The 13,141-nt window shown below is 64.6% G+C and carries 20 protein-coding genes and 1 tRNA gene; 18 read left to right on the top strand and 3 right to left on the bottom strand.

The window, feature by feature from the left end; all coding sequences use genetic code 11:
- Window positions 1-32 precede the first annotated feature (32 nt).
- Window positions 33-290 (bottom strand): helix-turn-helix domain-containing protein, encoded by a 258-nt coding sequence (locus F9929_RS00120; protein ID WP_235918910.1) that lies wholly within the window; start codon window positions 288-290, stop codon window positions 33-35.
- 109 nt (window positions 291-399) lie between these two features.
- Here F9929_RS00120 and F9929_RS00125 point away from each other — a divergent pair, with 109 nt between their 5' ends.
- The 7 genes from F9929_RS00125 to F9929_RS00150 all read left to right on the top strand — a co-directional run bounded on the left by F9929_RS00125 (window position 400) and on the right by F9929_RS00150 (window position 3,161).
- Window positions 400-825: a hypothetical protein gene (locus F9929_RS00125; RefSeq protein WP_152044506.1), complete on the top strand. Its 426-nt coding sequence runs from the start codon at window positions 400-402 to the stop codon at window positions 823-825.
- Between the two features lie 23 nt (window positions 826-848).
- Window positions 849-983: a hypothetical protein gene (locus tag F9929_RS24620; RefSeq protein ID WP_268915615.1), complete on the top strand. Its 135-nt coding sequence runs from the start codon at window positions 849-851 to the stop codon at window positions 981-983.
- 79 nt (window positions 984-1,062) lie between these two features.
- On the top strand, window positions 1,063-1,941 hold the full coding sequence (locus F9929_RS00130) for a hypothetical protein (protein ID WP_152044507.1): 879 nt from the start codon (window positions 1,063-1,065) through the stop codon (window positions 1,939-1,941).
- Window positions 1,942-2,063: 122 nt separating this feature from the next.
- Entirely contained in the window at window positions 2,064-2,330 is a 267-nt protein-coding gene (locus F9929_RS00135) for a hypothetical protein (protein ID WP_152044508.1), read from the top strand.
- Window positions 2,330-2,641 carry a hypothetical protein gene (locus F9929_RS00140; protein ID WP_152044509.1) on the top strand — a complete coding sequence of 104 codons (312 nt, stop codon included), beginning with the start codon at window positions 2,330-2,332 and terminating at the stop codon, window positions 2,639-2,641. The genes F9929_RS00135 and F9929_RS00140 overlap by 1 nt, the downstream gene beginning before the upstream one ends.
- The gene (locus F9929_RS00145; RefSeq protein WP_152044510.1) at window positions 2,638-2,877 is read left to right on the top strand and encodes a hypothetical protein; all 240 of its coding nucleotides are present in this window, start codon (window positions 2,638-2,640) and stop codon (window positions 2,875-2,877) included. Before F9929_RS00140 ends, F9929_RS00145 begins: the two co-directional genes overlap by 4 nt.
- Window positions 2,874-3,161, top strand: coding sequence for a hypothetical protein (locus F9929_RS00150; RefSeq protein ID WP_152044511.1), 288 nt, complete (start codon window positions 2,874-2,876; stop codon window positions 3,159-3,161). Before F9929_RS00145 ends, F9929_RS00150 begins: the two co-directional genes overlap by 4 nt.
- A gap of 110 nt (window positions 3,162-3,271) precedes the next feature.
- Here the strand turns inward: F9929_RS00150 and F9929_RS00155 are convergent.
- Window positions 3,272-3,361: transfer RNA gene (locus F9929_RS00155), tRNA-Ser, on the bottom strand.
- 278 nt (window positions 3,362-3,639) lie between these two features.
- Here F9929_RS00155 and F9929_RS00160 point away from each other — a divergent pair.
- The 3 genes from F9929_RS00160 (at window position 3,640) to F9929_RS00170 (ending at window position 5,826) form a co-directional block, all read left to right on the top strand.
- On the top strand, window positions 3,640-3,939 hold the full coding sequence (locus F9929_RS00160; RefSeq protein WP_152044512.1) for a hypothetical protein: 300 nt from the start codon (window positions 3,640-3,642) through the stop codon (window positions 3,937-3,939).
- 23 nt (window positions 3,940-3,962) lie between these two features.
- Window positions 3,963-4,628 carry a peptide-methionine (S)-S-oxide reductase MsrA gene (gene msrA, locus F9929_RS00165; protein ID WP_152044513.1) on the top strand — a complete coding sequence of 222 codons (666 nt, stop codon included), beginning with the start codon at window positions 3,963-3,965 and terminating at the stop codon, window positions 4,626-4,628.
- Between the two features lie 193 nt (window positions 4,629-4,821).
- The gene (locus F9929_RS00170) at window positions 4,822-5,826 is read left to right on the top strand and encodes a BMP family lipoprotein (protein ID WP_152044514.1); all 1,005 of its coding nucleotides are present in this window, start codon (window positions 4,822-4,824) and stop codon (window positions 5,824-5,826) included.
- Window positions 5,827-5,865: 39 nt separating this feature from the next.
- On the opposite strand, the gene F9929_RS00175 is transcribed toward F9929_RS00170, so the two are convergent.
- The gene (locus F9929_RS00175) at window positions 5,866-6,066 is read right to left on the bottom strand and encodes a SlyX family protein (protein ID WP_152044515.1); all 201 of its coding nucleotides are present in this window, start codon (window positions 6,064-6,066) and stop codon (window positions 5,866-5,868) included.
- 122 nt (window positions 6,067-6,188) lie between these two features.
- On the opposite strand from F9929_RS00175, the gene F9929_RS00180 reads away from it, so the two are divergent.
- From F9929_RS00180 to deoC, 8 genes are read left to right on the top strand one after another with little or no spacing between them, the layout of a single operon-like run.
- A complete protein-coding gene (locus F9929_RS00180) occupies window positions 6,189-7,718 on the top strand; it encodes an ABC transporter ATP-binding protein (protein WP_152044516.1) in 1,530 nt (509 codons plus the stop codon).
- Window positions 7,715-8,635, top strand: a complete 921-nt coding sequence (locus F9929_RS00185) for a GIY-YIG nuclease family protein (protein ID WP_235918911.1) — start codon at window positions 7,715-7,717, stop codon at window positions 8,633-8,635. The genes F9929_RS00180 and F9929_RS00185 overlap by 4 nt, the downstream gene beginning before the upstream one ends.
- Window positions 8,632-9,078: a VOC family protein gene (locus tag F9929_RS00190; protein WP_152044517.1), complete on the top strand. Its 447-nt coding sequence runs from the start codon at window positions 8,632-8,634 to the stop codon at window positions 9,076-9,078. The genes F9929_RS00185 and F9929_RS00190 overlap by 4 nt, the downstream gene beginning before the upstream one ends.
- Window positions 9,075-10,211, top strand: coding sequence for an ABC transporter permease (locus F9929_RS00195; RefSeq protein ID WP_152044518.1), 1,137 nt, complete (start codon window positions 9,075-9,077; stop codon window positions 10,209-10,211). The genes F9929_RS00190 and F9929_RS00195 overlap by 4 nt, the downstream gene beginning before the upstream one ends.
- On the top strand, window positions 10,211-11,179 hold the full coding sequence (locus F9929_RS00200) for an ABC transporter permease (RefSeq protein ID WP_152044519.1): 969 nt from the start codon (window positions 10,211-10,213) through the stop codon (window positions 11,177-11,179). The genes F9929_RS00195 and F9929_RS00200 overlap by 1 nt, the downstream gene beginning before the upstream one ends.
- Window positions 11,176-11,568, top strand: a complete 393-nt coding sequence (gene cdd / locus F9929_RS00205) for a cytidine deaminase (RefSeq protein WP_328595974.1) — start codon at window positions 11,176-11,178, stop codon at window positions 11,566-11,568. Before F9929_RS00200 ends, cdd begins: the two co-directional genes overlap by 4 nt.
- Window positions 11,569-11,578: 10 nt before the next feature.
- Window positions 11,579-12,379, top strand: coding sequence for a purine-nucleoside phosphorylase (locus F9929_RS00210; RefSeq protein ID WP_152044521.1), 801 nt, complete (start codon window positions 11,579-11,581; stop codon window positions 12,377-12,379).
- Complete coding sequence (deoC, locus tag F9929_RS00215; protein ID WP_152044522.1) at window positions 12,376-13,140, top strand: deoxyribose-phosphate aldolase; 765 nt, start codon at window positions 12,376-12,378, stop codon at window positions 13,138-13,140. The genes F9929_RS00210 and deoC overlap by 4 nt, the downstream gene beginning before the upstream one ends.
- Window position 13,141 lies beyond the last annotated feature (1 nt).

A 13,141-nucleotide genomic window follows, 5' to 3' on the forward strand; every position in this document is an offset into this window, starting at 1 on the left:
CAGCCTCACCCTTGGTCCGTCTCCGTTCTCCGCTATGAAGATGACGCCTGCGGCTCCTGAAACCGGACGCCTGCTGGGCCGCCGTTCTTCGGAATGAAGGTCACGCCAGCTTTCTCAAATTCCGCTCTCAATGTTTCCAAAGTGCCTCGGGTGGCGGTGCCGTTCTCTGCCCGGTTGAGGGTGTTCCTGTGGAGGCCTGTCTTCTCCGCCAACGTTGGGTTTGACCATCCGAGAGCAGCCTTCGCCATACGAATTTGCTCGACGGTGAGCACTGGCTGTTCGTCGTCCACGCTGCCTTGCTCCATTAAATGTGCCGATAGCACCTAAAAAGTGTTGACAGCACATGCTGACAGCACGATATTAGTGCCAACAGCACATCAACGCAAGGCAACCGTAGCCATGCTAAACCGAACCGCCATCATGCGCTCCGCCTGGGCTGAATACCGTCGCGCCGGCCTCGTCCAGTTCTGCCGCAAGACCTTCGCCCGCATCCTGCGGGACCGTTGGTTCGCCGCTCGGCTCGTCGCCAATCGCGCCGGCATCATGGTTGCCGCTTGGGCTCGCTACCGCACCGTTGCCACTGAATGCGGTTATGCCCGCTTCGACCGCCGCCTGTTCGCCCGTGTCCTTCGCATGGCGTGGATCAATGCCCGCGCTGCGCAGGTGGACGCCAACAGCAAGCGCCGCGCCGCTCGCCCCCGCAAGCCTGTCGAGCTTCGCCCGCTGACGCCCATGCAGATCGCCTTGGACGCGGTGAAGTACCTGCCGGCGCACATGAGCGCCGGGCGAGCCGAGGCGCAGATCCGCGCTGCCTACGCCGCCTGACACCAAACCGAAGGAGAATGCCCATGATCCGCGACCTTGCCGCCTTGGCCTCCATCACCCTCTTCCTCGCCACCTTCTACGGTGTGTCTGGGCTCGGCTCCGATGCCGTCCGCACCGCCCGTCTCGACAACGCCGTAGCGCTCACCGCCGGCCGCTAAGCCGATCCACCCGCCGCCCCGCGCGGCAGGCCATTCCCACGCCGTCGTGGCGCAAACTTGAACCTTGGAGAACCTGACAATGCAAAACGCCTCCATCCAGGCGACCGGCGAAGCTATGCCTGCCGTCACCCGCCGTTCTTTCCTCGGTACGACTGCCGGCGTCGGGGCTGCTGCAATCGCGTCCGGTGGTATTGCCGTTGCCGCCCAAGCGATCCCTGACGATAAGTCGAGCGCCATCAATGCGCTTCTGGCGGATTATCTCGCAGAGACGCGTCGGTTCCAGGCGGTCTATTCCGACTGGTTGCGGGCGCGTGACAGCCTTCCCGCTTGGGCGAGTGCTGGTCCGAGCGAGATGTATTCTGACGGTAGCAAAGGCGGATATCACAACGGCTGGCCGGAACTGGCGGTGCTGCCAACGCCCGATCCCGAACGAACGGCAGCCAAGTACCTGATCCGCCCCTCGCTACATGATCTTTGGAAGGAAGCCCGCTCCACGATCTACGATGGCCCGTTCGTTGTCCGAAACAACGATGGCACCATGACGATGTTGAACCCGCCGCCGGTGATCGGCGAAAAGCGGCGTGCCGCGCGGCTGCGTGGCTACCAGAAGGTCCGCGAAGCTATCGCGCGCAGGCGGCAGCAGAGAGAGGAATGGATCAGGGCCGGGCTGCCACGCCTCGATGCCGAGATGGACGCTTCCTGCGATCGAAGCAAAGAAATCGAGATGCGAATTTGCGATCTGGCGTCCGGTGTCAGTCCCGCTGAGATTGCTGCTGTCTCCTTGTTCGAGTTCATGCATGACACTGAAGACTTCCCGCTCTCGCTCTTGAAGCGAATGGCGCCTCATCTGTCTGGGCTGTTGCGTGTCGTCGTGCTCGACATGATCGTCGTTGGTGCCGAGGGTGTCTCACAGTCACTGCTGTATCTCGGTCAGGCATCGACCGAGGAGAGGGCATGACGATGGTCGCTCTCACTCGCCGCACGGCGCTTGCCACGCTCGTCGGAACCGGCGCCTTCGGCATCGGCGCTACCCTGCCGCATTGTGCATCGGTTGCCGCCTTGGCTGCCGAAGCCGATCCGATGGTCGAGGCCATCACGGAACATCGTGCTTGGCTGAAGGCATACGGTGCCGCTCCATTCGATGGCCGGTCTGAAGAAGAGATGTGGCTTGAAGCCAACCCTGACGATGCCGGCGAACGGCTTCACCAAATGCCGCCGATGCCGACAACGAAGGCCGGCGCGGTCGCAGCTATCCGGTTCGTCATGGAGGATCGCGACTACATCCAAGCGTCGCACGCGCGCATTCTGAAACAGGCGCTCGCCTATCTCGAAGGAGGCGCGGTCTGATGGGCGGCCCTTCACCCCTCGACGTGTTCGCGCCGCTGTCGAACCCGCAGGCTGAACGCATCGCCGCACTGGCGGCTCGGATCGGACGCGAAACGGCCGACTGCGCCGTGCTCCTGTTCCCCTTGCCGATGCCGGCGGAAACACGCCAGCGGTTCGAAACGGAAACGGTCTCGGCCATCGCCGAAGTCTTGGACGAGTTCGGGCAGCTCACGCCGTCCGACCGCCAGAGCTTCCAACAGATCGCGGCTCTCGCCTTGGATCGTCGCCTCGCTCATCACGCCATGCAAGGGCAGACGGGAGGGCAGGCTTGAGCAACATCCTGGCGTTCCCCGAGCCCGCGAGGCGACAAGTCCATCCGGCTCGCAACGGCGCTCCCACCCGCGTCCTGATCGAAGACGAGATCGAACGGCTGATCAGCCTCCTCGATGTCATCGACGGCGATCCAGACGCGGAAGACGACGGTGCGATTGAGCCCTCGTTGGGCTGGACGCTGACCATGGCGCACGGCACGACCGACGACCTCGAACAGGGCGAGGTGTCGCTGTGAGATTGCCCGAGATCCGCAGCGCCTTGCATGTGCTGGCAAGCGGCATCGAGGCGAAGGGCATGACGGCCGAAGCCGGCAAGCTGCGCAGCCTTGCAGACGAAACCAAGCGTCGGCCGGCTGTGCGTCGCGCTCCAGCCCGATCCATGCCCATGACGCCTGCGATAGAGGATCGCATCCGCGATACGGCCTTGGCGCATCCATCGTGGTCTATGGAGCGCATCGGCGCATATGTTGGCGTCAGTGGGGGCAGGGTGTCGGAAGTGCTGGCGGGGTTCCGCCAGTGAGTGCCCAGCACATCCGATCCAACCGCCTAAGAGTTTGTACGCTAACTTGTACGCAAGCCCGCTGCGCTCACGAAAATAGTCAACGATTACAACGGACTGGCACCCCTAGATGGCGGAGAGGGCGGGATTCGAACCCGCGATACGGTTCCCCGTATACACACTTTCCAGGCGTGCGCCTTCGACCACTCGGCCACCTCTCCGTCTTCGTCAGGAAAAGCCGCTCAGCGCTCCGACGAAAGACACCCCGCGACATGAAAGCCGGCGGGGCGGTCGAGACGGCCTTATAAACGGATCGCTCCGCCGTTCAAGCCGCCAGCGCACGGTTTTCCCGCCAAATTATCGTCGTGTCGTCGTCGAGGCTTTCCCGATGAGGGCATCGCGGCGCGGTTGTTGCCCTTGGCCGAGCGAAACACCATCTTGGCGTCAGCCGGAGGTCGATGCCGTCCGGCGTTTCGCGATTCCCAAGACCGGACGGGCGATGCGCTTTCTTTTCAACCTCCTCGGCGGCCTGCTTCTGGCATTCGCGCTGGTGTTCGCCGTGGCCGACATCGCGCGTAGCATCGCAGATGGCGTGACGCGGTTGACGACGCTCAGCGAAGGGGCGGCGGCGATCGGCCTGCAGCCTCTCGGCAGTGAAGCGGGCTTGTCCGGCGGCGGGCTCGATCTCGTCGCCACGCTGTCCAGCGGGCCGGCCGCGATCATGCTCGGCCTCCTCGCGCTTTTGTTTCTGTTCATCGGCCGGCCGCCGCGTCGGCGCGCCGGCCGCCTTGCCCGCTAAAGTCTCGAAGGAAAGATCTGCACATGAACTTCCTGGACCTCTTCACCAAGAAGACGAAGCTCCCCGAAGCCGGTCAAGCGCTTCCCGGCCGGGCCGAGCCCTTGCCCACGGCCGAAACGCATTTCGTCAACGGCCAGTCCCTCAAAGGACCTTTCCCGGATGGGATGGAAGCGGCCGTGTTCGGTCTCGGGTGCTTCTGGGGCGCCGAGCGCATTTTCTGGAAGGTGCCGGGCGTTCATGTCACCGCCGTCGGTTACGCCGCCGGCCAAACGCCCAATCCCACCTATCAGGAGGTCTGCACGGGCGGCACCGGGCATAACGAGGTCGTGCTCGTCGTGTTCGATCCGAAGGTCGTGGACTATGCGACACTCGTGAAGCTCTTCTTCGAAAGCCACGATCCGACGCAAGGCATGCGCCAAGGCAACGATGTCGGCACGCAATACCGCTCCGGCCTTTATGTCTCGAGCCCCGAGCAGCGCCGCGTGGCCGAAGAGGTGAAGGCCGCCTATGGCGATGCTTTGGCGCAGGCCGGGCATCGCGATGCCATCACCACCGAGATCCTCGACGCGCCGGAATTCTTCTACGCCGAGGACTATCACCAGCAGTATCTCGCCAAGAATCCGAACGGCTATTGCGGCATCGGCGGAACCGGCGTGTCCTGCCCGGTGGGGCTGGCGGCTGCCCACTGAAGGCGCAGCCTGTGGGTCTGCCAAGAAACTAGGTGAAATCTCGTTCCGGCCGTGCAAATCTCCCCCGCACGGCCGGGCGTTCCCTGTTGGCTCCGGCTTCCATCAAAGCCGGCGCTTGTTCGCTTTTCCGGGCCTTCCAGGGCTCTTCATGGCGAGAAGGCGTCGTCCACCGACCATGGGGTCCGACGGCGACATGAAGAAGCTTTTTCTGGGATTGATGGCGGCAAGCGCCATGGCCGCCGCGTCTGCGGCTTTGCCGGCGGCGGCCGCCGAAGGCCCGGCGATCATCTACGATCTCGGCGGCAAGTTCGACAAGAGCTTCAACGAGGCTGGCTATAACGGCGCCGAGAAGTGGAAGAAGGACTCAGGCAGCAGCTACCGCGAGTTCGAGATCCAGAACGATTCGCAGCGCGAACAGGCGCTTCGCCGCTTCGCGCGCGCCGGCGCCTCGCCGGTGGTCGCCATGAGCTTCTCGGCGGCGAGCGCGGTCGAAAAGGTCGCCAAGGAATTTCCCGACACGAAGTTCGTCATCATCGATTCGGTGGTGGACCTGCCGAACGTGCGCTCCGTTCTGTTCAGCGAAGAGCAGGGCTCCTATCTCGTGGGCATGCTGGCGGCGCTGAAATCCGAAACCGGCAAGGTCGGTTTCGTCGGCGGCATGGACATTCCGCTGATCCGCAACTTCGCCTGCGGCTACAAGGGCGGCGCGAAGGCGGCGAAAGCCGACGCGCAGGTCTTCGAGAACATGACCGGCACGACGGGCGCGGCCTGGAACGATCCGGTGCGCGGCGGCGAGCTCGCGAAATCCCAGCTCAGCCAAGGCGCGGATGTGATCTACCACGCCGCCGGCGGCACGGGCATCGGCGTCCTTCAGGCGGCCAACGACGCTGGCAAATACGGCATCGGCGTCGATTCCAACCAGAACGCGCTGCATCCCGGCCATGTCCTGACCTCCATGCTGAAGCGCGTCGATGTCGCGGTCTACAAGGCCTTTGACGACGTGGCGAAGAACAACTGGTCGTCCGGCAGCCAAGTGCTCGGCCTGAAGGAAGACGGCGTCGGCTATGCGGTCGACGACAACAACAAGAGCCTTCTGACGCCGGAAATGACGAAGGCCGTGGAACAGGCCAAGGCCGACATCATCTCCGGCAAGGTCCAGGTCCACAACTACAATTCGGACGACAACTGCCCGTATTGATCTGGACACCGGGAAGCGGCGTCACGGGGCGCCGCTTCCTCAGTAATGCGGCGGCCGGGTGATCTCGGGCGCCGGCAGCGCATCTTCCACGGACTGGAAGCGCTCGCCTAAGTGACGCAGCGCCCGCATCAGGTCATCGATCACGAGGCCCTGCCGGCGAAGCTCGTCCGACATCTCCTCCAGCGCCAGGGCCTGATAGCTCAGCGTTTCCTCCAGGTGGCGGATGCGCGGATCGTCCATGGGCTCTTGAATCCTCTTGGATAAAGCGGAAGGTTGGCGGCAGCTACCCGGCTCGCCGCTGGCTTTCGGCCAAGAGCATGGATAGGCTCCGCTCAAGCAAGAGAAATATCGCGCAGGAACGCATGGCGGCGATCGAACTGATCGGCATCGACAAGAGCTTCGGGGCGGTTCACGCCAATCGCGACATCAACCTTTCCGTCGAGAAGGGCGCGATCCACGGCATCGTCGGCGAGAACGGCGCCGGCAAGTCGACCCTCATGTCGATCATCTACGGCTTCTACCAAGCCGATCGCGGCGAAATCCGCGTCGATGGGCGAAAGGTGGACATCGTCGATACCAACGCGGCCATCGCGGCCGGCATCGGCATGGTGCACCAGCATTTCATGCTGGTGGAGAACTTCACCGTGGTCGAGAACGTGATGCTCGGGGCCGAGCAGTCGCCGCTTCTCAAGAAGGGCATCGGCCGGGTGCGCGCCGAGTTGAAGCGGCTGGAGCGCGAATACGGCCTCGACGTCGATCCGGACGCGGTGGTGGGCGATCTCGCCGTCGGCCTCCAGCAGCGCGTGGAAATCCTCAAAAGCCTTTATCGCGGCGCCGAGATTCTTATCCTCGACGAGCCGACGGGCGTTCTGACCCCGGCGGAAGCCGACCAGCTCTTCGCGGTTCTCAGGGGCCTGCGCGACCAGGGCAAGACGGTGATCCTGATCACCCACAAGCTGCGCGAGATCAAGGCGATCACCGACACGGTCTCGGTGATGCGGCGCGGCGAGATCGTGGCGACGCGAAAAACCGCCGAGACTTCCGTCGGCGAACTCGCCGAACTGATGGTCGGCCGGCGCGTGGCGCTCACCGTCGACAAGCAGCCGGCGGCGCCGAAGGATGTCGGCCTGTCGGTGCGCGGTCTCACCGTTCGCGACGGGCGGGGCGTCAGGATGGTGGACGACGTGTCCTTCGAGGTGCGCGCCGGCGAAATCGTCGGCATCGCGGGCGTCGCGGGCAACGGCCAGTCCGAGCTTCTGGAAGCGCTCGCCGGCATCCGCCGCGCGGAAAGCGGCACGGTCGAACTTAGCGGGCAGGCGCTCGACGCGGCCAGCGCGACCGATCCGGCGGAACTCCGGCGGCGCGGCCTCGCCCATGTGCCGGAGGACCGGCACCATATGGGCCTCGTTTTGCCGTTCGAAGCCTGCGAGAACGCCGTTCTCGGTTATCATCGCGATCCGAAGTTCAAGAACGGCATCGGCCTTCTCGATCTTTCCGCCATGCGCCGGGAAGCCGCCAAGCGGATCGCCGCCTTTGATGTCCGCCCGCCGGACGCCAGGGCCCGGACCGCGAACTTTTCCGGCGGTAACCAGCAGAAGCTGGTGCTGGCGCGCGAAATGGAGCGCGACCCCCGCGTTCTCCTGATCGGCCAGCCGACCCGCGGCGTCGATGTCGGCGCGATCGAGTTCATCCACAAGCGCATCGTGGAAATGCGGGATGGGGGCCGCGCGATCCTCCTCGTCTCGGTGGAACTCGACGAGATCCGCGCTCTGTCCGACCGTATCCTCGTGATGTTCGCCGGCCGCATCGTCGGCGAGCGAGGGCCGGGCGCGAGCGAAGGCGAACTCGGCCTTCTGATGGCGGGCGTCGAACAGAACGAGGCGGCGGAATGAGCATGTTGGCTCGTTCCGTCCGGCTCTTCCTCGTCGACGGATCTGCGGGTGGTATCATGACTGCCGAGGTCGTTAATTGGACCGGGCATCTTCTCGTCGCTCCGCGGGCTAAACTGGCTGAAGTTTTGAACAGGCCTGAGTCTTCGAAAACAGGCGTCTATTTCCTGTTCTCTGAGCTTGTTGAATTTGGCGGACGAAGGCCGGTCTATATCGGTGAGAGTGATAACGTCGGGCGTCGAATCCTCCAACATTCCAAGAATGCAGAACGGGATTTTGAGCGATTCTGCATCGTTACGAGCAAGGATCTAAATCTTACCAAGGCCCATGCTCGTTACCTTGAGAACAGGTTGACCCTCCTTGCTCGCAACTCCGGTCGTGCTGAGGCTCTCAATGCGATCGAACCAGCGATCGGCGTGTTACCGGAGTCTGACGTCGCAGATATGGAGTATTTCATTGAACAGGTTCGCCTTGTGCTGCCTGTTCTTGGCTATGATGTCCTAAAGGAGCCATTCATACCGCCAGCCAATCTCGGTGCCGAGGTCACTACCGAAGCAGAAACCCACTTTGACCTTGTTCCCTTGAAGCTTCGGCCGAGCCGCAATGGTCTTTTAGCAAGAGCAATAGAGCGCGATGGCGAAGTCATCGTTCTGAAAGGTTCGTTGGCCGAGGCAAACCCTAATTTTACTGGCACCAACCAGTACCAGGCGTTGAGAGAGAGGCTCCTGACGGAAAAAGCACTCGTTCCATCCGAGGATGGGGCGTTTCTATGTTTCGCATCCGACACGGTTTTTTCGAGCCCAAGCGCTGCCGCAGCCGTCATCTATGGCCGAGCCGCCAACGGCCGTACTTCCTGGGATCTGGTGGATAGAAACATGACGTTGAAAGAATTTCAGAACCAAAGGGTCGCAGCGGAATGAAGGATGCTCGCATCACGCTGGTGACGCTCGGCGTTGCCGATCTCAATCGTTCGGCGCTGTTCTACGAGGCGCTCGGCTGGCAGCGGACGGGGGCCGGCAACGAAAGCGTCGTCTTCATGCAAGGCGAGGGGATCGTGCTCTCGCTTTTCGGCACGGCTTCGCTCGCCGCCGATGCCGGTCTTGCCTTGGAAGAACCGCTTCCCCGCTTTCGAGGCATCACGCTCGCGGTCAATCTTGCCGACGAGGCTGCGACGGATCGGCTCTACGGGGCGGCGGTTGCCGCCGGCGGAGCCGGCGTGAAGGCGCCGCACAAGGTCTTCTGGGGCGGGTATTCCGGCTATTTCGCCGATCCCGACGGCCATCTCTGGGAAGTCGCCCACAATCCGTTCTTCGCGATGGACGAGCGCGGGCATCTCGATCTGAGCGGGGAGCATCAGGCTTGAGCCGCCCTTATGCCAAACTGCCGCCGGTGGTGGACTACGTGGTCCTGCCGCTGGTCAATCTCGTGGTCGCCTTTCTTGTCGCCGGCATCGTCGTCCTGATCGTCGGCGAAAGCCCGGTGGAAGCCGCTAGACTGATGATCCAGGGTGCCTTCGGCTATGGCGAAGGCATCGGCTTCACCTTCTACTACGCCACGAACTTCATCTTCACGGGGCTCGCCGTCGCGGTCGCCTTCCATGGCGGGCTCTTCAATATCGGCGGGGAGGGCCAAGCCTATCTCGGGGGCCTCGGCGTCGCGGCGGTGGCGCTCGCCTTCCAGAACGTCCTGCCCTGGTGGCTGAACCTGCCGCTCGCGATCATCGCGAGCTTCGTCTGCGGCGCGCTCTGGGCGCTCGTTCCCGCCATCCTCCAGGCCAAGCGCGGCAGCCATATCGTGATCACCACGATCATGTTCAATTTCATCGCCGCCAGCCTCATGGTGTATCTCCTCGTCGGCCCGTTGAAGGCGCCGGGGCAGATGGCGCCCGAAACCGTGACCTTTGGCGAGGGCGCGCAATTGCCCAAACTCACCGGGCTCTTCGAACTCTTCGGCTCCGATCTCGGCGGCGCGCCCTTGAACGTCGCCTTCATCGTCTCGCTTTTCGCCGCCGTCGCGGTGTGGCTCCTGATCTGGCGCACACGTCTTGGCTACGAAATCCGCACGCTCGGCCATTCGCCGAAAGCCGCACGTTATGCCGGCATGTCGGAGACGAGGCTGATCGTCGTTGCCATGATGATCTCCGGCGGTCTCGCCGGCCTGATGGCGCTGAACCCGGTGATGGGCGATCAGGCGCGCGTCCAGATCGAGTTTCCGGCGGGGGCCGGCTTCGTCGGCATCGCCGTCGCGCTCATGGGGCGCGGCCATCCGCTCGGCATCGTGCCGGCGGCGATCCTTTTCGGCGTCCTCTACCAGGGCGGCGCGGAACTCGCCTTCGACATGCCGGCGATCAGCCGAGACATGATCGTCATCATTCAGGGCCTCGTGATCCTGTTCGCCGGCGCGCTCGAAAACATGCTGCGGCCGGGCGTATCCTCGGTCTTCGGCTGGATTCGCCTGCGACCCGCAAGGGGTACGCCGGCGGAGGGCCAAGCCTGATGGATCTCGGCTTTGCCATCGACGTCGTCGACTCGGCCATCCGCCTGTCGACGCCGCTCATCCTCGCCGCGCTCGCCGGGCTTTATTCCGAGCGCGCCGGCGTCTTCGACATCGGCCTCGAAGGCAAGATGCTGGTCGCCGCCTTCTTCGCGGCGGTGGGCGCGGCTGCAACCGGCTCGGCCTGGGCCGGACTGTTTCTCGGCGTCGCGGCCGCGCTCGTCTTCGCGCTGATCCACGGCCTTGCCTCCATCACCTATCGCGGCAACCAGATCGTGTCGGGCGTGGCGCTGAACTTCGTCGCCGCCGGCCTCACCGTGCTTCTCGGCCAGAACTGGTACGGGGAAGGCGGGCGCACGCCGAACCTTTCCGGATCGGCCCGGTTCGCCGACATCACGCTGCCGGGCGCGGAAGCCTTGCGCGGCGTGCCGGTGCTCGGCCCGATCTACGCCAACGTGATCTCAGGCCAGAACATCCTCGTCTACCTCGCCTTTCTGGCCGTGCCGCTGACATGGTGGGTGCTGTTCCGCACCCGCTTCGGCCTTCGCCTTCGCGCCGTCGGCGAGAACCCGGCCGCCGTGGATACGGCCGGCATCTCGGTGGTCTGGCTGCGCTACCGCGCGGTTCTCATCTGCGGGCTTCTGACGGGCATCGCGGGCGCTTATCTGTCCACCGCGCAGGCGGCGAGCTTCAACCGCGACATGACGGCAGGCCAGGGCTATATCGCGCTGGCCGCGCTGATCTTCGCCAACTGGCGGCCGGTGCGGGTTCTCTTCGCCTGCCTCCTGTTCGGCTTCCTGAACGCCGCCTCCATCCGCATCCAAGGCGTGCCCCTGCCGCTCGTCGGCCAGATTCCTGTCCAGGCGGTGCAGGCGCTGCCCTATATCCTCACCGTGATCCTCTTGGCCGGCTTCGTCGGCAAGCCGTCGCCGCCGAAAGCCGGCGGCGTGCCCTATGTGAAGGAGCGGTGATGGACGAGCTTTTCGAGGCGGCGCGCGCCGCCATGGCCCACGCCCACGCGCCCTATTCGCGCTTTCCGGTGGGCGCGGCGATCCGCGACGAGACGGGCCGGGTCCATACTGGCGCCAATATCGAGGTCGTCAGCTTTCCCGAGGGCTGGTGTGCCGAAACCACCGCCATCGGCCACATGGTCATGGGTGGCGGCAGGCGCATCGCGGAAATCGCGGTGATCGCGGAGAAGATGGCGCTTTGCACCCCTTGCGGCGGTTGTCGCCAGCGCATCGCCGAATTCGCCAAAGCCGACACGAAGATTCATTTGTGCGACGAAACGGGCGTGAAGCTCACGATGACCATGGCCGAGCTTCTGCCGCGCGCCTTCGAGGCGGAAGGCTTCGATTGAGGAGGGGCCGATGAGCATCGACGGCGGCGAGCTTCGATATCGGCTCGGCGAGCGCCAGCCGAAGATCGCGCTGGTTCTCGGCTCCGGCCTCGGCGGGCTGGTGGAGGCCGTGGAGGACCCGCTTCGCATTCCCTATGTCGAGATCGACGGCTGGCCGGTCTCCGCCGTTTCCGGTCATGGCGGCGAACTCGTCTGCGGCCTTGTCGGGGGCGTCGAAGTCTTGGTTCTGTCGGGCCGCGTCCATGCCTACGAGACGGGAAACGCGGCGGCCATGCGCCCCGCCCTGGAAGCCGTGAAGGGCCTCGGCATCGACCGCCTCGTCCTCACCAACGCCGCTGGCTCCTTGCGCGAAGAGATGGGGCCGGGCTCGGTGATGCTGATCGAGGACCATATCAATTTTTCAGGGCTCAACCCGCTGATCGGCGAGCCGAGCGACGCGCGCTTCGTCGGGCTGACGGAAGCCTACGATGTCGAGTTCCGCGCCGCCCTGACGGCGAGCGCCACGGATGAGAACCTGCCGCTTCATCGCGGCACCTATATGTGGTTTTCCGGCCCCTCCTTCGAGACGCCGGCCGAAATCCGCATGGCGCGGCTGATGGGGGCGGATGCGGTCGGCATGTCGACCGTGCCGGAAGTCATCCTCGCCCGTTTCCTCGGAATGCGGGTCGCGGCGGCTTCCGTCGTCACCAACTTCGCCGCCGGCATGACGGGCGCCGAGCTCAGCCACGCCGAAACCAAGGAAATGGCGCCGAGGGGAGGGGAGGTCCTTGCCCGCATCCTCTCCCGCGCCCTGCCGAGGATGGTTGCATGACCGAAGACCTTTCCGAACGCGAGATCGCCCACGCGCTGATCGCCTCGCTCGACCTCACGGATCTTAGCGACAACTGCACACAAGACGATATTGCGCGCTTGTGCGAGCGCGCCGCGAGTTCCGAAGGCGATGTCGCCGCGATCTGCATCTGGCCGCGCTTCGTGTCCTTCGCCAGGGAAAGGCTGAAACCCGGCATCCGCATCGCGACGGTGGTGAACTTTCCCGCCGGGACTGATGATGTCGAGGCGACGGTGGCGGAAACGAGCCGGGCCGTCGCGGACGGGGCCGACGAGATCGACCTCGTGGTGAGCTATCGCCGGATCGGGACGGATGGCGGCTTCGTGCGCGATCAGGTGGCGCGGGTGAAGGAGGCCTGCGGCAACGCCCGATTGAAGACGATCCTGGAAACCGGTGAACTCAGCGAGCCCGCTCTGATCGCCGCCGCCGCGCGTGAAGCGCTGGCGGGCGGCGCGGATTTCCTGAAAACCTCCACCGGCAAGGTCGCCGTCAACGCGACGCCGGAAGCCGCCGAAATCCTGCTTCGCGCGATCGCCGAAGCCGGCGGCACGGTCGGCTTCAAGCCGGCCGGCGGCATCAAGACCTACGAGGACGCCAAGGCCTATCGCGATCTCGCCAACCGCATCTGCGGCGACGGCTATGCGACGCCCGACCGGTTCCGCCTCGGCGCGTCCGGGGTCCTCGCCGACCTTCTCGCCGTTGCCGGCGGCGCGGCGCGCGGCGGTGCCAGGGCCGGTTACTGAT

Source organism: Aureimonas psammosilenae, from assembly GCF_009176975.1.
Taxonomy (GTDB): Bacteria; Pseudomonadota; Alphaproteobacteria; order Rhizobiales; family Rhizobiaceae; genus Plantimonas; species Plantimonas psammosilenae.

What these genes read in the sequence shown, in the direction of transcription:
- F9929_RS00125 (WP_152044506.1), top strand. Translation starts at nt 400, where the DNA reads ATGCTAAACCGAACCGCCATCATGCGCTCCGCCTGGGCTGAATACCGT.
- F9929_RS24620 (WP_268915615.1), top strand. Translation starts at nt 849, where the DNA reads ATGATCCGCGACCTTGCCGCCTTGGCCTCCATCACCCTCTTCCTCGCC.
- F9929_RS00130 (WP_152044507.1), top strand. Translation starts at nt 1,063, where the DNA reads ATGCAAAACGCCTCCATCCAGGCGACCGGCGAAGCTATGCCTGCCGTC.
- F9929_RS00135 (WP_152044508.1), top strand. Translation starts at nt 2,064, where the DNA reads ATGGTCGAGGCCATCACGGAACATCGTGCTTGGCTGAAGGCATACGGT.
- F9929_RS00140 (WP_152044509.1), top strand. Translation starts at nt 2,330, where the DNA reads ATGGGCGGCCCTTCACCCCTCGACGTGTTCGCGCCGCTGTCGAACCCG.
- F9929_RS00160 (WP_152044512.1), top strand. Translation starts at nt 3,640, where the DNA reads ATGCGCTTTCTTTTCAACCTCCTCGGCGGCCTGCTTCTGGCATTCGCG.
- msrA (WP_152044513.1), top strand. Translation starts at nt 3,963, where the DNA reads ATGAACTTCCTGGACCTCTTCACCAAGAAGACGAAGCTCCCCGAAGCC.
- F9929_RS00170 (WP_152044514.1), top strand. Translation starts at nt 4,822, where the DNA reads ATGAAGAAGCTTTTTCTGGGATTGATGGCGGCAAGCGCCATGGCCGCC.
- F9929_RS00175 (WP_152044515.1), bottom strand. Translation starts at nt 6,066, where the DNA reads ATGGACGATCCGCGCATCCGCCACCTGGAGGAAACGCTGAGCTATCAG.
- F9929_RS00180 (WP_152044516.1), top strand. Translation starts at nt 6,189, where the DNA reads ATGGCGGCGATCGAACTGATCGGCATCGACAAGAGCTTCGGGGCGGTT.
- F9929_RS00185 (WP_235918911.1), top strand. Translation starts at nt 7,715, where the DNA reads ATGAGCATGTTGGCTCGTTCCGTCCGGCTCTTCCTCGTCGACGGATCT.
- F9929_RS00190 (WP_152044517.1), top strand. Translation starts at nt 8,632, where the DNA reads ATGAAGGATGCTCGCATCACGCTGGTGACGCTCGGCGTTGCCGATCTC.
- F9929_RS00200 (WP_152044519.1), top strand. Translation starts at nt 10,211, where the DNA reads ATGGATCTCGGCTTTGCCATCGACGTCGTCGACTCGGCCATCCGCCTG.
- F9929_RS00210 (WP_152044521.1), top strand. Translation starts at nt 11,579, where the DNA reads ATGAGCATCGACGGCGGCGAGCTTCGATATCGGCTCGGCGAGCGCCAG.
- deoC (WP_152044522.1), top strand. Translation starts at nt 12,376, where the DNA reads ATGACCGAAGACCTTTCCGAACGCGAGATCGCCCACGCGCTGATCGCC.